The 24,798-nt window shown below is 47.9% G+C and carries 22 protein-coding genes; 11 read left to right on the top strand and 11 right to left on the bottom strand.

All coding sequences use genetic code 11. The features are described from left to right. Positions 1–162 precede the first annotated feature (162 nt). Entirely contained in the window at positions 163–978 is an 816-nt protein-coding gene (murI, locus tag Q1B04_RS08130) for a glutamate racemase (RefSeq protein WP_299757872.1), read from the bottom strand. Between the two features lie 328 nt (positions 979–1,306). On the opposite strand from murI, the gene Q1B04_RS08125 reads away from it, so the two are divergent. From Q1B04_RS08125 to Q1B04_RS08115, 3 genes are all read left to right on the top strand, one after another. Then, on the top strand, positions 1,307–1,810 hold the full coding sequence (locus Q1B04_RS08125) for an RDD family protein (RefSeq protein ID WP_299757869.1): 504 nt from the start codon (positions 1,307–1,309) through the stop codon (positions 1,808–1,810). 88 nt (positions 1,811–1,898) lie between these two features. Further along, on the top strand, positions 1,899–2,288 hold the full coding sequence (locus tag Q1B04_RS08120) for an SPW repeat protein (RefSeq protein ID WP_299757866.1): 390 nt from the start codon (positions 1,899–1,901) through the stop codon (positions 2,286–2,288). 112 nt (positions 2,289–2,400) lie between these two features. Next, positions 2,401–4,290, top strand: a complete 1,890-nt coding sequence (locus Q1B04_RS08115) for an ABC-F family ATP-binding cassette domain-containing protein (protein ID WP_299757864.1) — start codon at positions 2,401–2,403, stop codon at positions 4,288–4,290. A gap of 48 nt (positions 4,291–4,338) precedes the next feature. Here Q1B04_RS08115 and Q1B04_RS08110 read toward each other — a convergent pair whose 3' ends face one another. Both Q1B04_RS08110 and Q1B04_RS08105 read right to left on the bottom strand, forming a co-directional pair. After that, complete coding sequence (locus tag Q1B04_RS08110; protein ID WP_299757862.1) at positions 4,339–5,454, bottom strand: hypothetical protein; 1,116 nt, start codon at positions 5,452–5,454, stop codon at positions 4,339–4,341. A 152-nt stretch (positions 5,455–5,606) separates the two neighbouring features. Then, complete coding sequence (locus Q1B04_RS08105; RefSeq protein ID WP_299757859.1) at positions 5,607–6,692, bottom strand: alkaline phosphatase family protein; 1,086 nt, start codon at positions 6,690–6,692, stop codon at positions 5,607–5,609. 470 nt (positions 6,693–7,162) lie between these two features. On the opposite strand from Q1B04_RS08105, the gene Q1B04_RS08100 reads away from it, so the two are divergent. Next, entirely contained in the window at positions 7,163–7,906 is a 744-nt protein-coding gene (locus Q1B04_RS08100; protein WP_299757856.1) for a phenylalanine 4-monooxygenase, read from the top strand. A gap of 170 nt (positions 7,907–8,076) precedes the next feature. On the opposite strand, the gene Q1B04_RS08095 is transcribed toward Q1B04_RS08100, so the two are convergent. The 3 genes from Q1B04_RS08095 to Q1B04_RS08085 form a co-directional block, all read right to left on the bottom strand. Further along, positions 8,077–8,757: a hypothetical protein gene (locus Q1B04_RS08095; protein ID WP_299757853.1), complete on the bottom strand. Its 681-nt coding sequence runs from the start codon at positions 8,755–8,757 to the stop codon at positions 8,077–8,079. 140 nt (positions 8,758–8,897) lie between these two features. After that, entirely contained in the window at positions 8,898–10,013 is a 1,116-nt protein-coding gene (locus Q1B04_RS08090) for a CaiB/BaiF CoA-transferase family protein (RefSeq protein ID WP_299757850.1), read from the bottom strand. Positions 10,014–10,088: 75 nt separating this feature from the next. Next, positions 10,089–10,844, bottom strand: a complete 756-nt coding sequence (locus Q1B04_RS08085; RefSeq protein WP_299757846.1) for a YebC/PmpR family DNA-binding transcriptional regulator — start codon at positions 10,842–10,844, stop codon at positions 10,089–10,091. 702 nt (positions 10,845–11,546) lie between these two features. On the opposite strand from Q1B04_RS08085, the gene Q1B04_RS08080 reads away from it, so the two are divergent. From Q1B04_RS08080 to Q1B04_RS08060, 5 genes are all read left to right on the top strand, one after another. Next, positions 11,547–12,935: a DEAD/DEAH box helicase gene (locus tag Q1B04_RS08080; protein ID WP_299758349.1), complete on the top strand. Its 1,389-nt coding sequence runs from the start codon at positions 11,547–11,549 to the stop codon at positions 12,933–12,935. A 2-nt stretch (positions 12,936–12,937) separates the two neighbouring features. Beyond that, positions 12,938–13,540 (top strand): bifunctional nicotinamidase/pyrazinamidase, encoded by a 603-nt coding sequence (pncA, locus tag Q1B04_RS08075; RefSeq protein WP_299757843.1) that lies wholly within the window; start codon positions 12,938–12,940, stop codon positions 13,538–13,540. Positions 13,541–13,877: 337 nt separating this feature from the next. Beyond that, positions 13,878–16,331, top strand: a complete 2,454-nt coding sequence (locus tag Q1B04_RS08070; RefSeq protein ID WP_299757841.1) for an outer membrane beta-barrel protein — start codon at positions 13,878–13,880, stop codon at positions 16,329–16,331. 222 nt (positions 16,332–16,553) lie between these two features. Further along, a complete protein-coding gene (locus tag Q1B04_RS08065; RefSeq protein ID WP_299757840.1) occupies positions 16,554–16,928 on the top strand; it encodes a nuclear transport factor 2 family protein in 375 nt (124 codons plus the stop codon). Positions 16,929–17,040: 112 nt separating this feature from the next. Next, the gene (locus Q1B04_RS08060; RefSeq protein ID WP_299757837.1) at positions 17,041–17,544 is read left to right on the top strand and encodes a DUF2306 domain-containing protein; all 504 of its coding nucleotides are present in this window, start codon (positions 17,041–17,043) and stop codon (positions 17,542–17,544) included. A gap of 55 nt (positions 17,545–17,599) precedes the next feature. Here Q1B04_RS08060 and Q1B04_RS08055 read toward each other — a convergent pair whose 3' ends face one another. The 4 genes from Q1B04_RS08055 to rocF all read right to left on the bottom strand — a co-directional run bounded on the left by Q1B04_RS08055 (position 17,600) and on the right by rocF (position 22,181). Then, positions 17,600–18,535, bottom strand: a complete 936-nt coding sequence (locus tag Q1B04_RS08055) for a 1,4-dihydroxy-2-naphthoate polyprenyltransferase (RefSeq protein WP_299757834.1) — start codon at positions 18,533–18,535, stop codon at positions 17,600–17,602. Positions 18,536–18,588: 53 nt separating this feature from the next. Next, positions 18,589–19,086, bottom strand: coding sequence for a glutathione peroxidase (locus Q1B04_RS08050; protein WP_299757832.1), 498 nt, complete (start codon positions 19,084–19,086; stop codon positions 18,589–18,591). 333 nt (positions 19,087–19,419) lie between these two features. Continuing rightward, on the bottom strand, positions 19,420–21,210 hold the full coding sequence (gene argS / locus Q1B04_RS08045; protein WP_299757829.1) for an arginine--tRNA ligase: 1,791 nt from the start codon (positions 21,208–21,210) through the stop codon (positions 19,420–19,422). Further along, complete coding sequence (gene rocF, locus Q1B04_RS08040; RefSeq protein WP_299757827.1) at positions 21,210–22,181, bottom strand: arginase; 972 nt, start codon at positions 22,179–22,181, stop codon at positions 21,210–21,212. Before rocF ends, argS begins: the two co-directional genes overlap by 1 nt. 80 nt (positions 22,182–22,261) lie before the next feature. Here rocF and Q1B04_RS08035 point away from each other — a divergent pair, with 80 nt between their 5' ends. Further along, the gene (locus Q1B04_RS08035; protein WP_299757825.1) at positions 22,262–23,656 is read left to right on the top strand and encodes an arginine decarboxylase; all 1,395 of its coding nucleotides are present in this window, start codon (positions 22,262–22,264) and stop codon (positions 23,654–23,656) included. Between the two features lie 85 nt (positions 23,657–23,741). After that, a complete protein-coding gene (locus Q1B04_RS08030; RefSeq protein WP_299757823.1) occupies positions 23,742–23,909 on the top strand; it encodes a hypothetical protein in 168 nt (55 codons plus the stop codon). Between the two features lie 268 nt (positions 23,910–24,177). Here Q1B04_RS08030 and Q1B04_RS08025 read toward each other — a convergent pair whose 3' ends face one another. Then, positions 24,178–24,723 (bottom strand): hypothetical protein, encoded by a 546-nt coding sequence (locus tag Q1B04_RS08025; RefSeq protein WP_299757821.1) that lies wholly within the window; start codon positions 24,721–24,723, stop codon positions 24,178–24,180. Positions 24,724–24,798: the final 75 nt, after the last annotated feature.

Genomic DNA, 24,798 nt, shown 5'->3' with positions numbered 1-24,798 from the left:
GAAGCCCCGAAACCGATTGATTTTAAACCCTTCCAGCCAACGTAACCGCCACAGCTCTTTTTCAATAAATGAAAGTATAAACTATCAGCAACAGCAGCAGCCAAAGTATAGGCGCCTGCGCCAAAACTACTCTCTAACTCTTAGACTCTCTAACTTTAAGCCCTACTCCCACAGCGGGTAATGCTCCAGGTGCACTTTGCGCTTGAAGAAGATGCGGGTGCTTTCCTCGAAAGAGCGCGTGAAATCGGATACGTAGAAATGGTGGTCGCCTTTCAGGGTTTCGGCGGACAGGTTGTTTTGCTCCAGGTAATCTTTAACATGTTGGGCTACAATCTGGCTGGCATCCAGCACATCTACCTTGCCTTGATAATATTGCTCAATCTGCTTTTTGATGAGCGGATAGTGCGTGCAGCCAAGTATAAGCGCCTCGATGCCCTGCAGGTGCGGGTCGGAGAGATACGCGTTGATGACGCTTTCAGAGATAGTATCGTTAAAAAAGCCTTCCTCGATCATGGCGGCCAGCAGCGGCGTAGCCAAGGATTTCAGGGCGATGCTCTGGTCCAGCTCGTCCACTTTTTTGCGATACACGTTGGAGTTCACGGTTTGCTTTGTGCCGATCAGCCCGATGGTTTTATCAGGATACGTTTTGCCGATGTACTGCACAATCGGGTCGATTACGTTGAGCACCTTTGCCTTGCTGCCCACATACTCCTTCACCAGCTCATAGGCTGCCGCCGAAGCCGAGTTGCAGGCAATAAGTATAACTTTGCACTGCTGGCGTATCAGCAAATCGCAGATCTTCACGGCATAGGCCTGTATCGCCGCCGTGGATTTATCGCCGTAAGGCAGGTGGGCCGTGTCGCCGAAGTAAACAATGCGCTCGTTTGGCAGCACATTTACAATAGCCTGCGCCACCGTAAGCCCTCCTATCCCGCTGTCGAATATTCCGATTGGCCTGTCTCTTTTATCCTGGTTCATACGGAGCGAATTTAACTAAAAGCGCTATATTTTGATTATTCACACTAATATTTTGAACGTTCACAATATTTTGTAACCTTTTCGAATTTATACTTACCATCAAAAGTTATATTTGTGAAAAGATAATTCACATAATCTGGATCGATAAATAAAAAAAGTCAAAACCATTTGTTGATTAATAATAAAAACTTATTTTTATCAATCATACGCCACACTTAACTGCCACCCATGGTAGTTAACCTTTTTCAAAGGTGCTTATTCTGATTAAAGGAAGAAACAGACTCAAGGCCTGTTATTGGCCAACGCTAACTTTAATACCCTGTTGCCCATGCAAAGCACTCTTACCCTTCCGGCTTCACCCACCATTAAACGCACTGCTTTATATGGCACGCTGTCTGCCCGATTTGTATCTTTTCTGGTAGATACCACACTGCTCGTATTTTTTTATACGTTTATTGCATACGGCATGGGCGGTGCCCCAGAGCACCTGTATACCTGGGATAAGATTTTTGCGAACGGGGTTGAAGTAACTGAGCTACTGTCGGTAGCTAAAATGATTTTCCTGAATCCATACTTCCCGCTGTTGCACTGGGCTTATTATACTTTCCTGGAGGCCTCTCCAAAGCAGGCTACAATTGGTAAGTTTACGCTTGGCTTGCGGGTTACCGACCAGCGTGGCAAACCAGTAACTTTTGCCCAGGCTAACCTTCGTTACTTCTCTAAGCTGCTTTCATTAGTTCCGCTGGGTCTTGGCTTTATATTGATGGTCAATTCCCGCCGCCATCAAATGCTGCACGACTACATCGCACGTGCACTGGTAGTTAACGAATAGTCGCTCACTCAAAAATTGCACTATTTTTCATACCAAATCCTTTATCAACGTATAATCATCTGTAATCAAATACGAAAGGAGGATAATTATGAGATTCATTCCAACACGGTTTCACGGTGTGCTAGACTATGTCGTGGGCCTTATATTTATTGCAGCCCCTTGGCTGTTTGGTTTCTCAGATGTTAACTGGGCAACCTGGACAATTGTAGCTGCCGGTGTTCTGGCACTGCTGCAAACTATCTTCACTGACTTTGAGGTGGGCCTCATCCATAAAATACCGATGCAGTCGCACCTAATGGTAGATTTTGGTCTGGGCGTGATTCTGGCGCTTTCGCCATGGATATTTGGCTTTGCAGACCGGGTGTTTATGCCTCACCTGATTGGAGGCGTGTTCGCTATACTTGCATCCATGACAACGCATCGCCAGCCAAGCGAGTCTTATAGCAGGCGCCATGTCACACAAGAAACCACACATTAAACAACCGTAAAACCAGAAAAAGGCCGGCCCTACAAGGCTGGCCTTTTTTATACATGTCTGTTTTCTGACGGCGGCATTATCTTTTGTGTCGGCACATCACTAACTTTGTAGTATGAATTATTTATCAGCTGAGAATATATCCAAAAGCTTCGGTGACCGCTGGCTTTTCAAGAACCTGAATTTTGGCATTAGCCAGGGGCAGCGTGTAGTGCTGGTGGGCGTAAACGGCTCCGGAAAAACAACTTTGCTCAATATACTGGCCGGCAAGCTGCCGCCTGATGAGGGCAGCGTGAGCGTGCGTAAAGAAGTAAGCATTGGTTACCTGGGCCAAAACCCGGAGTTTAACGAAGAGCTAACAGTGCAGCAGACCATCTTCTCGATGCAGAACGAGACACTGGAGCTGATAAAAGACTATGAGGCCGCCATTACCGACCCGGATACAAGCGCAGAGAAAATGCAGCATGTAATGGAGCGCATGGATGAGCTGCAGGCCTGGGATTTTGAGGTAAAGGTAAAGCAGGTTCTCTCCAAGCTGGGCATCAACAACTTGGATGTGCAGATCAAAAGCTTATCTGGTGGGCAGCGCAAGCGCGTGGCAATGGCCCGTGTACTGATAGAAGAGCCGGATATGCTGATTCTGGATGAGCCTACCAACCACCTGGACCTGGACACGATTGAGTGGCTGGAGGGTATGCTGAGTACCCAAAACACCACGCTGCTGATGGTGACGCACGACCGTTACTTTCTGGACAAAGTATCCAATGAGATTGCCGAGCTTGATAACGGTGAAATTTATACTTACAAAGGCAACTACAGCTACTTCCTGGAGAAGAAGGCTGAGCGAGAGCTCTCTGCGGCCGCAGAAACCGAGAAAGCCCGTAACCTCATGCGCAAAGAGCTGGATTGGATACGTCGCCAGCCAAAAGCCCGTGGCACCAAAGCAAAGTATAGAGTGGATGCCTTTGAGGACCTAAAAGAGAAAGCCGCCAAAAAAACAGCCGCTCCGCAGTTGGAGCTATCGGTTAAAACCACACGCCAGGGCGGTAAGATTATCGAAGTTGACCATATCTCTAAGTCCTTTGGGCAAAAGAAAATAGTGGATGACTTTAGCTATGTGTTCAAGAAAAAGGACCGCATTGGTATAGTTGGCCCTAACGGAGCCGGCAAATCCACTTTCCTGAACATGCTGACCGGCAAACTGCAGCCTGATTCCGGTATAATAGACGCTGGTCAAACCACGGTTTTCGGTTACTACACGCAAGATGAGCTGACGTTTAAGGACGACCAGCGCGTGATTGACATTGTGAAGGAGATTGCGGAAGTGGTGGAAATGGCCAACGGCGAGGTAATTACCGCGAGCCAGTTTTTGCAGCACTTCCAGTTTGCGCCACCGCAGCAGTATACCTTTGTAAGCAAGTTGAGCGGCGGCGAGAAACGCCGCCTGCAGCTGCTGCGCGTACTCATCAAGAATCCGAACTTCCTTATACTTGATGAGCCAACCAACGACCTGGACATAATCACGCTCAACATTCTGGAGGACTTCCTGCTGAACTTTGGCGGCTGCCTGCTTATAGTAAGCCACGACCGCTACTTTATGGACAGGCTGGTGGAGCACCTTTTCGTGTTTGAGGGAGAAGGCAAGATCCGCAACTTCCCGGGCAACTACACCGATTACCGCGAGTGGCAGAAAGAGCAGGAGAAGCAGGAAAAATTACAGGAAGAGGAGATGAAAACCGCAGCTCCGGCACCTGTTGTGGAGAAAAAGCCAGAGCAGCCGGACAACAAGCGCAAAGCTACCTACAACGAAAAAAAAGAGTATGAGCGCCTGGAGAAAGAAATACAGCAGCTGGAAAGCCGCAAAACAGAGCTTATAGAAACCATGAACGCCGGCACCACCACCGACCACGAACAACTGAGAGCGTGGGCAACTGAGCTGGAAAGTATAAACCAGCAACTGGAAGAGAAGGAATTCCGCTGGCTGGAGCTGGCAGAGATCATGTAAGTTTAAATAAACATCAAAGTAAATCCCCTTCTGGCTTCAGGAGGGGATTTATTTTTCCAGTCCTTTTACCACCACTTTTACTTTCTGGTTTTGCTGCCCCGCCCGCACAAAGGTATTGTAGAAATCTTTAGGGTCGTTCAGTGTGCTATAGAACTGATCCAGGTATTTGATCGTTTGCTTTTTGTACCTCCTATCCAGCAGCTGGGAGGTCTGGTATACATTATAGACAGCCTGCTTGCGCGAATTGAATATTTCACGTATCTGCACGTATACTTCCTCCTGGTACAAATAGCCCCGAAACAGCCGCTGCCTTACAGATTTAATTCCTAGCTCCGGCGGCGGCGAAGCATAGGGCGTACTCACAATTCCGGCATAATCAAAATCAAAAGGCACTGGCACTGGCGCAGCAAGAGAGTCCGTATGCAGTAAATCGATGTTGTGCCTATAGGGTACAGACCAATCTGTGTTTCCGATCATAAACTGGAAAAAAGCCACTCTGGCCATAGACGATGGATCTGCCATATCCATGCGTATCCGCAGTTCTTCAGGCAAAACTACCGCATTGCTGCGTGCTGCCATCACATCATTATCCTCTATTAAAAAAGCATAATTGGTTACTGTTTTGCGCTTGCCTCTTACATCTTCATACGTTATTTGGCAAAGCCTTACGCGGTAGCTGGCATCGGTTAATATGTCGTATAACTTATACACCAGGTACTCGCGCAGCACATACTCATTGTTGAGGCAGTGCGTCACCAGCTTAAGTTTGTTTACTTTGCCGAAGACTGTTTTTTCAACTGTTTTGCGTGAGAAGTTTAGCTGCAGCGGTGGGAAACGGCACACAGACGGGTCTCGGCGGCGGTTACCCCGAACCCTTACCTTTAGCTTTTCCTGCACTTCCGTGCCATCTGCATTTCTGTAAGTGATAACTGCCTGATGGTCGCTCCTTTCATCTCCTCTATCCTTCAGCACCGCCTTCACATCCATAGAAAGCTTAAAAAGCAGCACCTCATCACTTAGAAAAAGAGGATTTTCCAGCTCCTGCTGCACCACGGAAGTTTGTACAGCAGCAGCAGGCACACCTGCTTCAGTCTGTGCTACCAGTTGCCAAGGCAAGCATAGCAGCAACAGCCAGCTAAGTGAGTACAGAAACCGTGTTTTCATATCAGCGGTAAGCTATAAGCTATAAGTATGGTGCTCCCGAAATCTCCAGCTCATGTAAACAGACCTGAGCGATATATTCCTAACTCAGTTATGAAAGCTTTGTGCCTGTAGCCGGAGGTGAGGGTAGTTTGATTACTGCGCAAGTATAAATTTTACCTGAACAGCTCTTCCATTACTTTGGCCTTCATCAGGGTAGTATCCATTTTAATTTCTAACCGGATGGAGTCTTTTTGTTGCGGCACCAGTGTAGAGTCCATAGCAAGTTCCACCACGGTTGTATCTATGCGGGGAACTACTACCAGAGAGTTCATTTCAAAGTTGAGAAGGCGGGCCACTGTAGGGGCAATATCAATTAAAGTATACCTGGCTGTCACCTCGCCTTTTTTAAAATCAGGGCCAAGGGCCAGCAGGTAAATCTGTTGGCAGCCGGCGCAGTTGTCTCCGTGCTCGGTCCAGCCGCCGTTTATGCCATCCAAGTGGCGGCCATGGTCTGTGGTGACAAACAATGTGGTTTTTTTCTTGAAAGCCTCATGCTCGTTCAGGAAATCCCAAAGCTCCTTAGCGTACCTGTCCCCTCTGGAAATCCCCCTCAGGTAATTCTCCCAATTGCCGGCGTGCGCAAAACCATCTGGCTCCATAAAGTTAATCAGCATCAGGTTGGGCTTATGCGTACTGAGTATATTTTTTGCCACTGCCAAAGTCAGTGAGTCCATCCGGTAACCACTCCCCGGCCCGCTTACCCCGGCATTAACCGACGGCTGAAAAGTGCCTTGCCAGTCAGGCCGTTTTGTGTCGGCCAGTATATGCAGTTTATCTTTGCTTGAAACGATCCAGGCAGCCGTAGCCGGTTTACCAGTTTGCTTCAGGAAATACTGAAAAATAGATGGATTGGCCGGTAACTCATCGCCATAATTATCGATAGGCTGGTTTACACCTGTTGTGATGGCAGCATGCCCTGAGTTGGTGTACGTATAAGCATCGTTAAAGAAGTTGGGCAGAAAACTGCCTTTCCCTTTTAAGCTAGTAGCCATGTTAGGTATAATGCCAGGTGCGGCTCCCCAGGTTTCAGACCAGCGTGTGCCATCTATCACCAGTATAACCACGTGTTCTGTTTTAAGTGCATCTGAGTCGGAGGGCGGTGCTGTGCAGGCAAATAGCATGGCGCATACAACAAACAGCAGCCTTTTACGGAGGCGGAAACATTTTTTAATAAAAGCTGCTGCTCTTGTGGCACTCATATCACTACATTTTATACTTGTATGTATAATTATATGTACGAAATGTGTAACTATTCAGACATCTTATACTTATTCGCACTACTGAGTAAATAGCAACTGAACCAACTGTTCGCTATTGATTTAAAAAAAACCTTCCATAATTATTTGCGTTTAACACATAACTTCGCATTATTGCATCACTTACAGAACAAATGCATAAACCAGCAGCCATAGCGACCACATTTTCTTTGCCAACTTCCCTTGGCACGGTGCTGCTGCATACTGCCTATTCTTATTGCCTGAGCGTGTATAGCTATTACAGCTATTATTATCGCTATTACAGCACCCGCAGCTAAGGCAACCACCAACTCAGATTTTTAGATAAGGAGCAACCCCAGCAAGGCACTCCAACGGTGAACCTGCCAAAGCAGCGGCTCAAGCCTCTGCTTTTTTCTTTTTGTACCTATTCCAAAACATCAACCATAAGAGACATGAACCTGACACAGAACTACAGCACCTACACCGAAGAAAACCATAACGTTTGGGCCATCCTGTTCCAGCGCCAGATAGAAAACCTTCCGGCTAAAGCCGTACCCGAGTTTTTTGAGGGACTTAAGCTGGTGAATTTTCAGCCAGATCGCATTCCGAATTTTGAGGAAGTAAATAAACGCCTGAAGCCTTTGACCGGGTTTGAAGTAGTAGCAGCCCCCGGCATTGTAGACGATGCCCTATTTTTCGGCCTGATAGCGGAGAAGAAATTCCCGGCTACCGTGTGGATCCGAAGCATGGACCAATTGGATTACCTAGAGGAGCCTGACATGTTCCATGATGTTTTCGGGCACGTGCCGCTGCTCACCATACCGGTTTACTGCGAGTTCCTGGCAAAATTATCGGCTATGGCGCTGCAGCACGTAGACCGCCCGGACATTGTGGACCGCCTGACGCGCATCTACTGGTATACTATTGAGTTTGGCCTGTTCAGGAAGCCGGGCGCCGAGGCACGCATTTACGGCGCAGGCATACTTTCGTCTGTAGGCGAGAGCAACCTGTCTGTGTCTGAGGAGAGTGTAAAGCATGATTTTGATGTGCAGCACATCCTGGATACAGGTTATATTAAAGAAACCTTTCAGAGCCAGTACTTCTGCATAGAAAGCTATGAGCAGCTCCTGAAAAGCCTGCCACAGATAGAAGAAGCCATACTTAAGCTGCGGGAAGAACCTGTAGCGACAGAATAAACGGTATTGGAAAGAAGAAATTTGAGAAAAGTCCAACCTTATGCAGGCTCAGCTAAAGTATGAGCTTAGGAGCGGGCAATTCCCACAGTTTCTGATTAAAAAAGTTTTAGTTTAAAGATTGACGAAAAAACGGCCCGGGTGTTGCCCGGGCCGTTTTTGTTATAGCAAAGTTAGTGCGTCAGTTCGTGGCTGATCTGGAAACCCAGCTTGCGTGGTTTTGTCAGGTGCATATTCTCCAGCTTCTGCTTCAGGGTAATGCGTTCAATATCACTTACATCCTGCCCCATCAGGTCATTGTTAACAGCTGCCACCATGGCGCTTTCCACTATAATGCGCAGCACTTTATCGCTCAAGACATTCTCAGCTATATTACTGATTTTGTCCGGTGGCAGGTCGAGCTGTTTAACCCCCTCAATGCAGTAGTGGTTTTCAATATTGATGAGCATGCGGCCGATCAGATAGCCTGGGTCGTCGAGGCGATTATACTTAATAGTATCAGCCATAAAATTATACGCCATAATGTGCCCAAAAAACCTTCTTCTGAAATCCTCGTCCACATATTCGTTTCGCATAATTTCGTAGTCATCCGGGAAGGTGATGATGTTGGTGTGCATCACAAACACAAGCAGATCGCCTGAGAACTTTATCTGGAACTCGTGCTCACCGATTGGCCGATACTCTATAATAACATCGGCATCCTGCTCCGTTACCCGCTCGGTCAGTTCTGCCACCAATTCCTGTGAGATCTCTTTTAACCGCTCAAAGGATTTTTTGGTGTTCCGGTAAATTGCCTGCTTGGTTTTAGACTTATGGTGCAGGCCGTTAATTATATCGTTTAATCTATCTTCCATAGTTTTTTTACGCCGTTGAGGTATGTCAGATTTAGGTTTTACCGCACTTGTTGCCACTTTGTTTAATTTATGAGGCATCAGACTAAAATCCTCACAAACTTTAAACTGTAGATACAGACTATACTTCAGCGCATAACAAATTATGAATCAGCGTTATACTTTGGAGGTGGGATTAACGTAAGTACCTCCTGCCCCTGCATTTTAAAAGCCACCTGCCGGAGCCCGGGTTTTGCGCCAGGGTATTGCAACAGCATCTGCTGCGCCTGTGGCAGCTCAAACACCTCAGGTATAGCATGCACTGCGCCAGCCGGCACATGCTGCTCCTGAAGCAGTTTCAACAAAACCTCCCGATCCTGTTGCGCTACAAGTTGCCGTAACCTTTCGTTTACCTCTTGGCGGTGCTGCACCCGTTCGTAATTGGTTTTAAACTTCGGATCCTCAGCCATACTTTCCGCCTTTAGTATGGCGCATAGTTTTCTGAATTGCCTGTCGTCGCCGATAGCCAGCACCAGCTGCTTGCTGCATTTACAAGTATAAACAGCGCCATATGGCACAATATTGGGATGCTCTGAACCCATCCGCTGTGGCTCCTGCCCCGCCACCAGGTAATTGGTAGCCTGGTTAGCCAAGGCCGAAACCGCAGCCTGCAGCAGCGACACCTGTACCAACTGCCCCTGGCCAGTTCGCTCCCGCTGCAACAGCGCTACCAGTAAGCCCTGCTTCAGTTGGTGCGCAGTTAAAATATCCATAAGGGCGACAGGCATTTTTACCGGCGGGCCGCCCTGTTCTCCGTTCAGGTACATAAAGCCGCTCTCCGCCTGCACCACCGCATCGTAGCCGGCCCGCCCGTCTTCCGGGCCATATCCGGTGATATGCCCATAAATCAGCCTTGAATTTATACTTAACAGCGCCTCATAATTTACCTTAAGCTTTTCGGCATCGCCGGGTTTGTAGCTGGCTATAACTACATCGGCCTCCTTTACCAAAGTATACAGCTGCTGCAACTGCTCCGGATCTGTAAGGTTGAGGCTCAGGGAGGATTTGCCCCAGTTGGCTGCGCAAAAGTAGGCGGGTGTGTCAGTATCTGCTGGCTCAGACTTTAACTTCCAGCTGCGGGTAACGTCGCCACCTGAGGCAGCATTCTCCACCTTCAGCACGCGCGCTCCCAACTCTGCAAAAAACTGCCCCACGCTTGGCCCGGCCAGCACACTAGCTAGCTCCAGCACCAGCATGTCTTTAAATATCGGCTGTATCATGTACTACATTGCGTTGATTAAAAATAAAAAGCCGCCAACTAAAGTCAGCGGCCAGTTTATACTTTATTTTATTTCTTACCCGAGCTCTGCCAGAACTTCCCCGCTCAGCTCCAGGTTATGGTATACTTGCTGCACATCATCATCGTCTTCCAGCGCGTCAATCAGCTTGAGTATTTTTTTCACCGCCTCCGGGTCTTCTACTTTTACAGTTGTCTGGGGCAGGCGCTGCAGTTCGGCACTCTCCAGGTCCAGGTGCAACTCCTCTGCTTTCTTCTGCATAGCCCCAAAATCTTCCATGGCGCTGTAGATGGTGAGGTAGCCATCCTCAAATTCTACTTCTTCCGCTCCTCCATCTGCCAGTTCCAGCAGCAGCTCATCTTCTTTAACCGGCTCCTCAGGATTTAATTTAGCAACAAAAATACCTTTACGGTCGAAGAGGTACTCTACTGAGCCGCTGGTGCCCAGGCTGCCTCCGCTCTTGTTAAACAGGGTGCGCAGGTTTTGGACGGTGCGGTTAATATTATCTGTCAGGCACTCCGCAAAAACTGCCACGCCGCTTGGGCCGTATCCCTCATAGTTTACCTCGGTATAGTCGCCGGCATCATTTCCCTCTCCTTTTTTTACGGCCCGCTCTATATTTTCTTTTGGCATGTTGGCGGATTTGCTCAGCTGTATGGCAAGGCGCAGCCGCGGGTTAGCATCGGGGTCGGCACCACCTATTTTTACAGCTACCGTAATCTCTTTAATTAGCTTGGTAAATATTTTAGAGCGTTTGGCATCCAGGGCTCCTTTCTTACGCTTTATCTGCGACCATTTGTTATGTCCTGCCATGTGCTAGTTATACTTTGTTCTTTCTCTTTGATGAGTCTGAAGGTTTTAACCCTCTGAACAAATTAAAAAAAATTTATCTGAAAGGCATAAAAAGAGCGGCCCCGCTTTCGCGAGGCCGCTCTTTTTAATAATATGGTAACATCTATAATGCTAAGGCTAAACCAGCAGCATAAAGATGGCATTTACAATATTAAGGCCTACCAATAAGAAGAAGTTAGGTGACTCTTGTACAACTTTTTTCATGACTATATAGGAGTTAATATATATTTTTTTAGATGTTATGATTTCTGCTATTTAAAAGAGGTTTACGCCATCTATCCGTCAATGTTTCAACAAACTATAACTTTATTAACAAAGATTAAGATATATAGATATTCTAATTTGCTTTTAAGGCCAGTAAACTAATTTTTAACACAAACACTCTAACCACAGAATTGAACTATTCAAATTCTGCCACATCAACAACAACTCTTCCTTGTCCAATTTTTTACAAACATAATACATATCAATGACCAACACCAACATTATTCAAAAAAATATTTGAAAAAACCCATATATTTTTAGTAGCTATATTTGTAGTATCTTTACTGAGAAAAGCGGCTGATGGATAAAAGATGGCCGCCATGTATGACACAAAACAATAACACAGTGGACTTCCATTCTTTTAACCTACACGAGGATGTACTGACGGGTATCAACTCTATGGGCTATAACAACCCTACCCCCGTACAGCAGCAGGCTATCCCGCTTATTCTTGAGCAAAAGGACCTGATTGCCTGCGCACAAACCGGCACAGGAAAAACCGCAGCTTACCTGCTGCCGCTCATCGATCGTATTTCGCATGAAGGGTACGAGCACACCAGCACACTTATACTAGTGCCAACCCGCGAACTGGCCAAGCAGATTGACGAGCAGGTAGAGGGCTTTGGCTACTTCGCCTCCGTTAGCTCCATTGCCATTTACGGCGGTAACAAAGGAGATGACTGGGAGCAGCAGAAACGTGCGCTCACCACAGGTGCCGACATTATTATAGCCACTCCGGGCCGCCTGCTCTCGCACATGGCCATGGGTTATGTTAAGCTGGACCAATTAAACCACCTGGTGCTAGACGAGGCAGACAAGATGCTAGACATGGGCTTCATGGATGATCTGATCAAGATCATCAGCCAACTGCCGAAGCAGCGCCAGACACTTTTGTTCTCAGCCACCATGCCACGTAAAATCCGGGACTTGGCCCAGCAGATTCTGCAGCAGCCTGCCGAGGTGAACCTGGCTATTTCGAAGCCTGCCGAAGGTATAGACCAACGCCTTTACCTGACTTTCGATAACCAGAAACTGCCTTTACTGGAGCACCTGCTCCGTGAGTTGGACGTGCAGAGCATGATCATCTTTACCTCCCGCAAATCCAATGTTTCGCCGATTGTGCGCTCTCTAAAGAAGATGAACTTTACAGCAGAGGGCATCTCGTCTGACATGACTCAGGATGAACGCGAGAAGGCGCTGCAAGGCTTTAAAAACAAGCAATACCAGATTGTAGTAGCGACAGACATCCTCTCCAGAGGCATTGACATTGACAGCCTGAGCCACGTGGTAAACTTCGATATGCCGCAGGATGCCGAAGACTACGTGCACCGCGTAGGCCGAACGGCTCGTGCTGCTTCTACGGGCATGGCCATAACATTTGTAAACGAGAAAGACATGTTCCGGGTACAGAAAGTGGAGCGCCTGATTGAGCGCGAACTTCCGAAACTGCCGCTTCCGGAAGACTTTGGTCCTGGACCGGCTTTTGACCCTACACGCAGGGACGGCGGCAGCCACCGCAGCCGTACAGGCAATAAACCCGGACAAGGCAGCAAAGGAAGCAGAAACAAAAGCAAGCACCATAGAGGGCCAAAGCCTGATGCAAATGCAGCTCCGCGCCCAGAAGGCCAGCCAAAGCAAGAGGGCAGCGACAGACCTATTAAGGCTGCCGTTCAGAAAGAAGGCGGCAACGGAAATAAAAACCGCAGCAGAAATCGTAACCGAAACAAGAACAGCAACAACCAAGGTGGCAGCCCAGCCAGCAGCGCTCCTGCCACACCACAAGTATAGCGATGCGTGCCCTACTGCTGATAGACATACAGAATGATTTTTTGCCCGGTGGCGCACTGGCTGTGCCAGAAGGCGATGCTATAATTCCGGTTGTGAACAGGTTACAGCAGCAGTTTGATCTAGTAGTGGCGACCCAGGACTGGCACCCGCCGCAGCACAAGAGTTTTGCCTCGCAGCACGCTGATAAAAACGTGTTTGAGGTGACAGATCTAAACGGGCTGGAGCAGGTGCTGTGGCCCGATCATTGTGTGCAGGGCACGCCAGGCGCAGCGTTTTCAGTTGAGTTGGAACAGCAACGTATCGAGGCTATTTTCCGAAAAGGCACCGACCCGGAAGTGGATAGCTACAGCGGCTTTTTTGACAACGGTCACCGAAAGAGTACTGGGCTTGGGGGTTACCTTCGGAGCAAAGGCATAACAGAAGTATACTTAGCAGGCCTTGCCGCTGACTATTGTGTGTACTTTTCGGCTAAAGATGCGTTGGCAGAAGGCTTTAAAGTATACTACCTGGAAGACGCGGTGCGGGCCATTTCTGCAGAAGGTTTTGATAAGGCCAAAGCCGACCTTCGGGAGCGCGGCGCACAGATTATACAAAGCCATGCTTAAGTGTAAAGTATAAATAATCAATTATTTAAAAGCCACCTCTACTACAGGTGGCTTTTTTTGCGCCTGTTGCACAGCGGGAGCAGCTACAGCATGGTAATGCCATACCTTATTTCTGCACTTACGCCTGCTGTTATAGAACTTATCTAATAAATATTGTTAAGTTTGCATATTATACTTCTGAGATTTTGCGTTATCTTTCCACAAACAAACTTTTAGGGCAAGTATAGGCGGCGTAGCGGCTTGAGGTATTTAGGAGAAGTGAGGACTTAAAAGTTTTAGAATAGGTTAACCTATCCTTCAGTTGATTTCAGCGTGCTCATTTTAACCTAACTTATACATGAAACAAACCTTACTGCTGGCCCTGTGCCTGATGCTCTGTTCCTTCTCCCGGGCCCAAAGCCCTGCCAACGGCACCATTAAAGGCATAGTGGTGGACTCTGCCAACCAAGCACCGCTTAGCTATGTAACTGTGGCGGTAAGCCTTACTGATAAAGATGAAGCCATCAAAACCACCTTTACACAAGCTGACGGAAGCTTTGAGGTTAACGGCCTTCCGTTGGCTGCTTATAAAATCATACTTACCTATGTGGGTTACAAGCCTTTTTCTGTGGAGGTACCTGCTCTGGAAACCGGTAAACCTGCAAACCTGGGCAGATTAAGTATAGCCAGCTCAGCTAAACAGCTGCAGGAGGTGGAGGTAACTGCTGAGAAAATGCTCATCTCCCAGGACATCGACAAAATAAGCTACAATGTTGAGTTTGACCCTGAAAGCAAAACCCTGACTGCGCTAGATATGCTGCGGAAAGTACCTATGCTCAGCCTCGACTCCGACGAAAACATACAGCTGAACGGCAGCAGCAACTACCGGGTGCTGGTGAACGGCAAAAACTCCACCCTCTTTGCCCGCAACCCTAAAGACGTGTTCAGGAGTATGCCAGCCAATACAATTAAGCGTATTGAAGTAATTACAGACCCGCCTGCCAAGTATGATGCCGAGGGTATTGGCGGCATCATCAACGTGATTACCCATAACGAGCCTTCTAACGGCTATAACGGCAGTGTGCACCTTACCCAGGCCTCGCCGGAAGCCCGCTTTGCCTCTGCCAACATAAAGGCAAAGGTGGGTAAGTTTGGCATCTCGGCTTATGGCGGCGTAAACAGGTTTACCAACCCCACTTTTAATTCTTCCTTTGAGCGGCTGGATAAACTCACGGGCACCCAACTGCTGCAGCTAAGCAGCGGAAACTCCAAAAACCAGTTCAGTTACATAGACAGCGAAATGAGTTATGAGCTAGACACGCTCAACCTGCTGTCGGCCAAGTTTAGCATAAACGGAAGCGATTGGGAACAGCTTGGCCTGCAGACGGTGGAGCAGCTGAATGCAGCAGGCAACCGCACGCAGGCGTTTCACCGCAACCAAAACACACTAGGCCTGTGGGGCGGCATAGAGGCAGGGCTGGATTATCAGCATACGTTTAAACGGGATAAGAACCAGCTGCTCACGCTATCCTACAAAATAGGAGACAACACTAACCGTGACGAAACCGACCTTGCTTTCACTGAAATTCTGAATTACGCAGGCCCGCAGGATACCCGCACCCAGAATGAGGGTAGCTCCGTGGAGCAGACTGTGCAGGTAGATTATGTGCACCCGATAAAAAAGCATACGCTGGAAGTAGGCGCCAAAACTATACTTCGGGATAATGGTAGCGACTACTTTTACCGCAACTTTAACGCGGAGACCAACACTTTTGAGGATGTGCCAGAGCTCAGCAATGAGTTTGATTACAACCAGGATATTTATGCTGCCTATACTTCTGTAAGCTTGCGTTACGACAAATGGGGCATACGAACGGGTACACGCCTGGAGAAGACCATAGTGGATGCTGACTTTAAGTCTTCCAGGTCGGTGGCGGAGCAGAACTACCTAAACTTGATTCCGAGCCTGACGCTGACGCGCACCCTGAAGAACATGGCCAGCCTGAAGATATCGTACACCCAGCGCATTGAGCGGCCAAGCTTATGGTACCTGAACCCTTACGTAGACCGCCAGAACGAAAAAGCGATCTCGTTTGGTAACCCGGAACTGAAGGCGGCCACCAGCCATGTGTTTAGTTTAGGGCATAGCATGTTTAAGAACAGCAACTCTCTGAACAGCACCCTTACCCATACTTTTACAAACAATGCCATCCAGAATTATACTACCTATAACCCTGCAGACTCGGTGAGCACCACCACCTATGGCAACATTGGACAAAACAGCACCACAACCCTCTCCCTTAACGGTAACTCCACACTGTTTGAGAAACTTACCCTCAGTGTAAACGGATCGCTTTCTTACAGCCAATTAAGTGGCAACATAGCTGGCAAAAACCTGGAAAACAGCGGCGTTAGCGGCTACATGTACAGCTACGCCAGCTACCGCTTCGAGAAAAACTGGCGTGCAAGTATAAATGCTGGCTACTATGCGCCACGCGTGCTGCTGCAGGGCCGTTCCAACGGCCAGTTCTGGAACAGCTTCTCGGTGAGCAAAGACTTCCTGAAGCATGAAAAAGCCAGCATTAGCCTGTCGGTACAGAGTCCGTTTGAAAAGTACTTTACCGGGTACAGCGATTTGAGCGGCCAAAACTTTGACCAGCGCACTGAGTTTCGCTATCAGCGCCGCCGCATCAACATCGGCTTTACGTATAAATTCGGCAAGTTGAAAGAAGATATTAAACGCACCAAACGAGGTATCAAAAACGACGACCTGAAAAGCGGAGGCGGCGATAAGGGCGGCGGAGGCAACTAACAGTAGTTTATAAGTATAGCCTAGTTGCGTTCTAAACCGGCCAGGTTATACTTATAAAAATTGCCCCTTATTATTAGCCTCTCAGCCGGTTGTAGACTTGTGTTTGCAAACAAGCTGTAGACAAGCCGAAGCAATACTGTATAAACTGCCTTTTAAAATGGTTTATGCTGATCAAGCAAAAAAAATCTGATGACTTGATGTAATACTATAATCGAATCAACTATGGCCAATACAAATACTTTGGATTTAGTAGACCAATACTTTGCACACTTCAACAACCATGATTGGGAGAAGATGGCTGGAATGTATGCAGAAACAGCAGCGTTCAAAGACCCGTCACTTGGGCAAGGCATTGTAACGCAGACTCGTGAGCAGACCATCCAAAAATACAGCGAGCTGAACGAAATATTCCCAGACTTAAAAGACACAGTTATTCAAGTATACCCGTCAGGTGAGCAGCACGCCATTGTAGAGTTTGTATCGAGCGGAACTGCGCCGGATGGTTCGGAGTTTAGACTTCCGATCTGCACGATTTTCACATTTGAGAACGGTAAAATCGTGAAGGACTTCACATATTACGACAATTTTGAGGAGTAAAGAGCTTTGGTTTTATACTTGGCACCGACACGTTTGCGGCCTGTTTATTAACAGTATGGCTCATGATAGGCAGTAACCAGGTAGTTAAAACAATCACCAAAACGACGAAGAAATGTATGGCTTTGTAAACTCTACTTTAGGCTGGTTTCATCTGGTTGCTGCCTTAATTGCTATGGTTGCGGGTGCTTTTGTGCTGGCGACTAAAAAAGGTACAAAGCAGCATAAAAGAGTTGGCTATGGCTATGTTATTGCGATGGTTTTAGTTTGCGGATCAGCGTTGGCCATCTACAACCTAACCGGAAAATTTGGCTTATTCCATATCATGGCAATTGTAAGTTCCCTGACTTTGGCCTTGGGAATGCTGCCATTGTATTTGAAGAATTTTCCCCGAAAGTATAAAACAGTGCATATTTGGTTTATGTACTACTCGGTTTTAGGGCTTTATGCGGCTTTTGCTTCGGAGTTAAGTGTGCGTATTCCGGAAAAGCCTTTCTTTGCTATGGTTGGTATTGCAACAGCCACTGTGTTTGGAGTCGGAACAGTATTCATTTCAAAAAAGGAACATGTCTGGAGCAAACACTTTGAGCAGAAGCATCATCTCCAACACAGCGAATAAGAAAGTATAAAACGTGGAAGCAGGGCGCTTTACTTTTTATACTTTACGCGATCTCCTACAGCACCTGCCCCACCCCAAACAGCAGCACGAACAACAGAGTTGTCAAGGCCATTTGCTTTAAGTATGGATCAAGCTCTTTAGAGGTTTGCTTACGCCAAACATTAACTGCATTTGCCAGTACCAGCGGCAGGGCAAGTACAAACAGAAACTGCCATAGTGTTTGGTAGTTCAGCAGCACATAGGCAAAGGCGCTTGCCACTCCGCCCAGCAACAGCAGCAGGTGGTAAACCCTTGCCCGCTTCGGGCCAAGCCGCACAGGTATGGAGCGTTTCCCGGCCAGTGTATCAGAATTGATGTCGCGGATATTGTTGACGTTGAGTACCGCTGTGGAAAAAAAGCCGCAGATAAGCGCCGGAAGTATAACGCTTGGCTGTAGTGCCTGCGCCTGCAAAAAGTAGGTTCCCAGTACGCCTACCAAGCCAAAAAAAACAAACACGAAGACATCGCCTAAGCCGGCATAGCCATACGGTTTGTCGCCGGCGGTGTAGTTAATGGCCGCCCAGATAGAAGCCAGCCCCAGCACCAGAAACAGCACAAACAGCAACAGCCCTTCCGTACCGAAAGCTACCCACAACAGCAGTAAACCAGACATTAGCGAAAGTAGACTAAACACCAGCATCCCCTTCTTCATCTGTTCGGCCTGTATATGCCCTGCCTGCACCGCGCGCATCGGCCCCTCGCGGTGCACGCTGTCGGCGCCGTGTTTGGAGTCGCCGTAGTCGTTGGCCAGGTTAGAGAGTATCTGCAGGAAAAGCGTAGTGAGCACACAAAGCCCTACCACAGAAGCACTAAAGTAACCATTGGCAGCCGCCATAAAGCCTCCCATACCTATACAAGAGAGCGCAAGCGGCAGCGTGCGGGGCCTAAAAGCCGAAATCCAGGCCTTTACCAGACCTGGATTTTGGTTTGTTGTGTGTTGTGATGTATTCAAAATTCTATACGATGCTAATAAACCGGTGCAGGCAAGCGCTTGCCTTGTCTTAATTACTGTTTGATGGCAGCTAACAATTCCTCATCCATCGGTTTTACTTTGGATGGATAGAAGGCCACTACCTTGCCATTTTCGTCTACCAGATACTTGTTAAAGTTCCAGCTCGGCTCCTCTTTGCCGGGTGCATTCTGAGCCAGCCAAGTATAAAGCGGATGCCGGTCTTCTCCTTTTACAGAAATCTTTTCGAGCATCTGAAACGATACGCCATAGTTTTTCTGGCAGAAAGAAGCAATCTCCTCATGAGAGCCTGGCTCCTGGCCGCCAAAGTTGTTTGCCGGCAAACCAAGTATAACCACCTCGTTGCCGTGGGCTTCGTGCAGCTTCTGCAGGTCTTCGTACTGCGGCGTGTAGCCGCACTCAGAGGCAGTGTTAACCAGCAGTACCTTTTTGCCTTTGTACTGCGAAAAATCCACGTCTTTTCCATCCAGCGACTTCATTTTAAAAGTATAAAAATCGCTGGTCTGCGTGTTCTGGGTTGATTCTGTAGCCATAGTTTTTTGTTTGAGGTCTAAGTTGCCCCCGCCTGTGCAGGAAGCTGTTATCCCTAATACAAGCACCGGCGCTAAAAGTTTATGCAAGCTATTCATTTTGATGGCTCTATGGCTTATGAAGTATGTATGTTGAAAGCAATTTTAAAAATCCCCCTAAAGGAAGTATGGCTAGTTTGTTTCAAACAACCATGGCAGCTACGGCGCAAGCGCTTACGCTAGTGATCGGTTTAAGTGGAACCTCCAGCCAAGTCGGATCGCAAGTTTGGTTATAAGGAGGCACGGGTTGCAAACCCGCGCCAGCAAATGATACTCAGCTATAGAAATCCTCCTGCTTTACATCCTCTCCGGCACCTCAATGCCCAGCAACTTCATGCTTTCGCGCACGAAGCGGGCCACCATAGCAGAAAGGGCAATGCGGAAGCTACGCGCCTGCTCATCAGTTTCGTTAAAGATGGAGATCTCTTGATAGAAACGGTTATAGGCCTTTGCCAGCTCGTAAGCGTAGTTGGCGATAACAGAAGGCGCGTACAGGTTACCGGCCTCTTTCACCACGGCCGGGAAGTTCACCAGCTGCGTGAGCACCTCCTGCTCCACCTCGTGCAAGTTATCGAAGCTCTCAAATGCAGCAGGATCATACTTGATACCCATCTCACCGGCCTTACGAAGTATGGCCGAGATACGGGCGTGCGTGTACTGCACAAATGGCCCGGTGTTGCCACGGAAATCAATCGACTCCTGCGGGTTAAAGAGCATGCGCTTCTTCGGGTCTACTTTCAGCAGGAAGTACTTCAGGGCGCCCATCGCCAAAGTATGATACAGCTCCTTAGCCTGCTCCGGCGTGAAGCCCTCAATCTTGCCCAGTTCCTCGGTCTGCTGACGCGCGGTGTCGACCATCTCCTGCACCAGTTCGTCGGCATCTACTACGGTACCTTCTCTGGATTTCATCTTACCCGATGGCAGGTCCACCATGCCATAGGACAGGTGATAAATGCCGTCGGCATAAGGCTTGCCCAGTTTCTTCAGCGTGGCCTTCAGTACCTGAAAATGGTAGTTCTGCTCATCGGCTACTACGTACAACGACTGGTCGTACGGGAAGTCGTTATACTTCAGCTCTGCCGTGCCGAGGTCCTGTGTAATGTACACGGAAGTACCATCAGCTCTTAAAAGCAATTTCTCGTCCAGGCCTTCGTCTGTCAGGTCTACCCACACAGAGCCGTTGTCTTTCTTAAAGAACACCTCCTTCTGCAGGCCTTCCTCCACACGCTCCTTACCTAAAGTATAGGTCTCAGACTCATAATAGAATTTATCGAAATCAACGCCGATGGTGCGGTAGGTCTGATCGAAACCAGAGTATACCCAGCTGTTCATGGTTTTCCAGAGGTTCACCACGTGCTCGTCGCCCTGCTCCCACTTCAGCAGCATGTCCTGAGCCTCCAGCATCCAAGGGGCTTTTTTCTTGGCCTCCTCTTTGTCCATGCCCTGCGCCACCAGCTCATCAATCTGCTCTTTGTAGGCCTTATCGAACAGCACGTAGTACTTGCCCACCAAATGGTCGCCTTTCATGCCGCTGCTCTCCGGAGTTTCGCCGTTGCCCAGTTTCTCGTAAGCCAGCATCGACTTGCAGATGTGGATACCACGGTCGTTCACCAGGTTCACCTTCATCACCTTATGGCCGTTGGCCTTCAGGATCTCCGACACGGAGTAGCCCAGGAAGTTATTGCGCAGGTGGCCCAGGTGCAGCGGCTTGTTCGTGTTTGGCGAGGAGTACTCCACCATCACGTTGCGGCCGCTCGGCTCGCCGTGGCCATAGTTTGCATCGGTCATAATGCCGCGGAACAGCCGCAGCCACTCCTGCTCCTCCACCTCCAGGTTCAGGAAGCCCTTCACAACGTTGAAGTTCTTTACCTCCTTAGCATGCTGCTTCAGGTACTCGCCCAGCGCCTGCCCGATCTGCTCAGGGCCCTTGCCCACCTGCTTGGTGTAGGGGAAGGTAACGAAGGTAAACGAGCCGGCAAATTCCTTGCGCGTAGGCTGCAGGGCAATTTGTGAGGCATCAACAGTGATTTCGAACAAGGCGTTGAGGGCCTGGCTTATGCTTTGGCTAATGGCGTTTTGTAATTGCATTACTGTATGGCTGTACTTTTAGATTCTCGGTGTAAAATGGCATCGGTAGCGGCTTCCAGTATATCAAAAGCGTTCTCGGCCATGGTATTCTCAGTGTCTAGTGTCGGGTTGATTTCCGTCATTTCGTAACACACCACGCGCGGGTCCTGCAGCAGCAGGTAATTCAGCTCCTTGGCCTGCGTTACGGTAAGGCCGGTTTCTACGGGTGTGCCGGTGCCTTTGGAGAACTTAGAGTCTAGGCTATCCACATCAAACGACACGTAAATGATGTCGCAGTCCTTCAGGCGGTCCAGGGCCTCCTGGGCTACCTGTGGTATGCCTTTCTGGTTCACCTCATCGTAGGTAAAGTTCTTGATGCCGTACTTGCTGATAAAGAAATCCTCGGGCTCCTCGGTATCGCGCACCACAATGTATACCAGGTGCTCCGGCTTCAGCTTCGGCCCGTCGTAACCCAGTTTTTTAAGGGAGTTCCAGAAGAACACGGTTTCCGGTGCCGGGTCGTTTATCTGGCGCTCCAGGTTATCTACGTTCAGGGCCATGGCCAGCGGCATACCGTGCACGTTGCCCGATGGCGAAGTATAAGGCGAATGAATATCGGCATGCGCATCAATCCAGATAACGCCTAAAGTTTTATTCGGGTAGGCGGCTTTTATACCAGCAATGGTTCCGTGTGCGTTAGAATGATCGCCGGCAAGTACCAAAGGGAACATTCCTATATTGATGGTTTGCTCTACGGCGTTGGCAATATTTTTTTGCACGGTTAGGATGCTGTCGATGCGGTGCGCATTCGGGAATACATCCTTATCAAACAAAGTATAGTTTAGATCCGGTACGCTGACAGAGTTAAACCGCTTGAAGTAATCAGAACCCTTGTCCCAGCAGGCTACGCGTAGCGCTTCTATCCCCATGCTGGCTCCTCGTGTTCCGGCCCCCAGCTCAGACCTGACTTCTATCAGTTTTACTTTTTTCATAGATTTAGAACAAACTTTTTGCAAAGATGGTAAAATACGAACAATATTGCATGTTTTCTTAACTTCCCCTAACCAACAGAATGGATAAATACACGGATCTGATCCACCAAACTTTTGATTTCCCTACTGAAGAATTCACAGTAGAAAACAACGAGTTGCTGTTTAACGGTATTCCTCTGATGGACATCATCAAACAGTACGGCACACCTCTTAAACTGACATACCTACCCAAGATAGGCTCTCAGATACAGAAGGCCAAACGCCTGTTTAATGAGAGCATGCAAAAGCTTGATTATAACGGCACCTATACTTACTGCTACTGCACCAAGGCCTCTCACTTCTCTTTTGTGATGGAAGAGGCCTTGAAAAACGGCGTACATATCGAAACCTCCTCAGGTTATGATATGGAGATCGTGAAGGCGCTGTTTAAGAAAGGCAAGATAACTAAGGACACCTATATTATCTGCAATGGCTTTAAGCGTGAGCGTTACCGCCACCACATTTCCGGACTTATAAACGACGGCTTTGTGAACTGTATGCCTATACTCGACCATTTGGGCGAGATTGAGTATTACAAGGAGCACGTAAAAACCAAGGCAAAGGTTGGCATCCGCCTGGCCTCTGACGAGGAGCCTAAGTTCGAGTTTTATACTTCGCGGCTGGGCGTGCGCTATAACGATGTGATAGACCTGTACGAGCAGCAAATTAAATCTGACGATAGGTTTGAGCTGAAAATGCTGCACTACTTTATCAACACAGGTATAAAAGACACTTCTTACTACTGGTCTGAGCTTAGCCGCTTTGTGTACAAATATGCCGAGGTGAAGAAGGTTTGCCCGGAGTTGGACACTATTGATATTGGCGGTGGCTTCCCGATCAAAACCTCTATTCAGGCGGATTACGACTACCGTTATATGACGGAGGAAATCCTGCGCACTATCAAGCGCATCTGTAACGAGGAGGGCGTGCCGGAGCCTAACATTTTTACGGAGTTCGGTATTTTTACAGTAGGTGAGAGTGCCGCTAACATTTACTCTATCCTGGACGAAAAGCTGCAGAACGACAAAGAGCTGTGGTACATGATAGACGGCTCTTTTATTACCAACCTGCCGGATGCCTGGGCCTTAAACCAGCGCTGGCCGCTCTTGGCAGTGAATCATTGGGACAAGCAATACCGTAAGATACAAATAGGCGGGATGACCTGTGATAGCCAGGATTATTACAATTCTGAAATGCATTCTTTCCAGGTGTTCCTGCCGAAGATCCCCAAGGGAGAGCCGCTTTATATTGGTTTCTTCCATACGGGCGCATACCAAGAGCAACTTAGCGGGTATGGTGGCATTAAACACTGCTTAATACCATCTCCACAGCATATTCTGATTGATAGAGACGAAAATGGTGAGCTAAAAACTTGGCAGTTTGCGCCAGAACAGAGCAGCGAAGCAATGATGAAAATACTGGGTTACGAGGTATAGGAAATTACCTATGTTTTGAAACAGTTTTTTTGCTTTTAAAGTATTTATACTATTTTTGGTCCTAAATCCTTCAAAATACAATACCATGAAGAAAGTTATTCTATTAGGTAGCTTGTGCCTGGCAATGGGCATAACCTCTTGCAAAACCTACTGCCCGGCGTATAATTACGCTACAGTAGAAAACCCGGCACAAGAAAAGGCTACAGTAACCGCCTCTGCTAACGAAGTGGCTACTGACAAAGCCAGCATCTAACCCCCACGCGAAAAACTAAACCATACATAGAAAACCGGCCTTGAGTCGGTTTTTTTGTTTCAGGGAAACACTGAAACTGCTGAGAAATAAAACTAACCAGATGCCGCTGCCTGCTTATTCCATCAGCAGACAGGGGCTGAAGTAACGTGCTGGTGTATATGAAGTCTTGCAAAACTTACTTTAGATTATCCACTGCAACGGCTTGTATAAAAGGCGAACGAGGCGTAGCCGAAGTATGACTTATATACCTTGTTGGCGGCAGATTTTCTTAGTACAACTTAAATTCTTCAGGTAACCTCCTGTTTACAAAGCGGAAGAGCTGAGCAGCCTGATCTGAAGCTCGCCAAGCACCCTTAAGCCCCCATTGAGAGCCTTCTAAGCGCTTTTTATCATAAATTAGAGAGACGGTAAAGCTTGCTCCATCAACTATGTTTTCTCTTATTTGGCTACCTTCTTCAATTTCGTTATTCATATCTATAGTAGTTAGATAAGCATGGGTCAAGTTGTAAAGAGAGTCTATTGCACTATCCTGCAATTTTACTTTTAAAGTATCAACAACCTCAACCGTGTCCTGATAATGATGCTTTAAAATGTAAAGTGTGTTCTCGTCAAGTCGGCCATTGTTAATTTTGAAGCGTTGGCGATCGTATACTGTAACTTCTGTGTTGTACATGAAGGCCTCGAACTTAGTACCAAGGCCGAATGTCAGAATCTCTACTCCATACTCTTTGGATTTCACCTTCTCGGTTCGCTGACAAGATGAAAATGGAAGTAAAGCTGCTAAAGACAAGTAAAAGAGTAAGTTTTTATTCATGATTCAATTTACCGCCAACTATCTGCTAGCAGGAGTACCTACTCCTACTAGCTGCACTATGTATGGATTTGATTT

The sequence above is a fragment of the uncultured Pontibacter sp. genome, from assembly GCF_947495565.1.
Taxonomy (GTDB): domain Bacteria; phylum Bacteroidota; class Bacteroidia; order Cytophagales; family Hymenobacteraceae; genus Pontibacter.
This window is presented reverse-complemented; position numbering and strand designations above follow the sequence as displayed.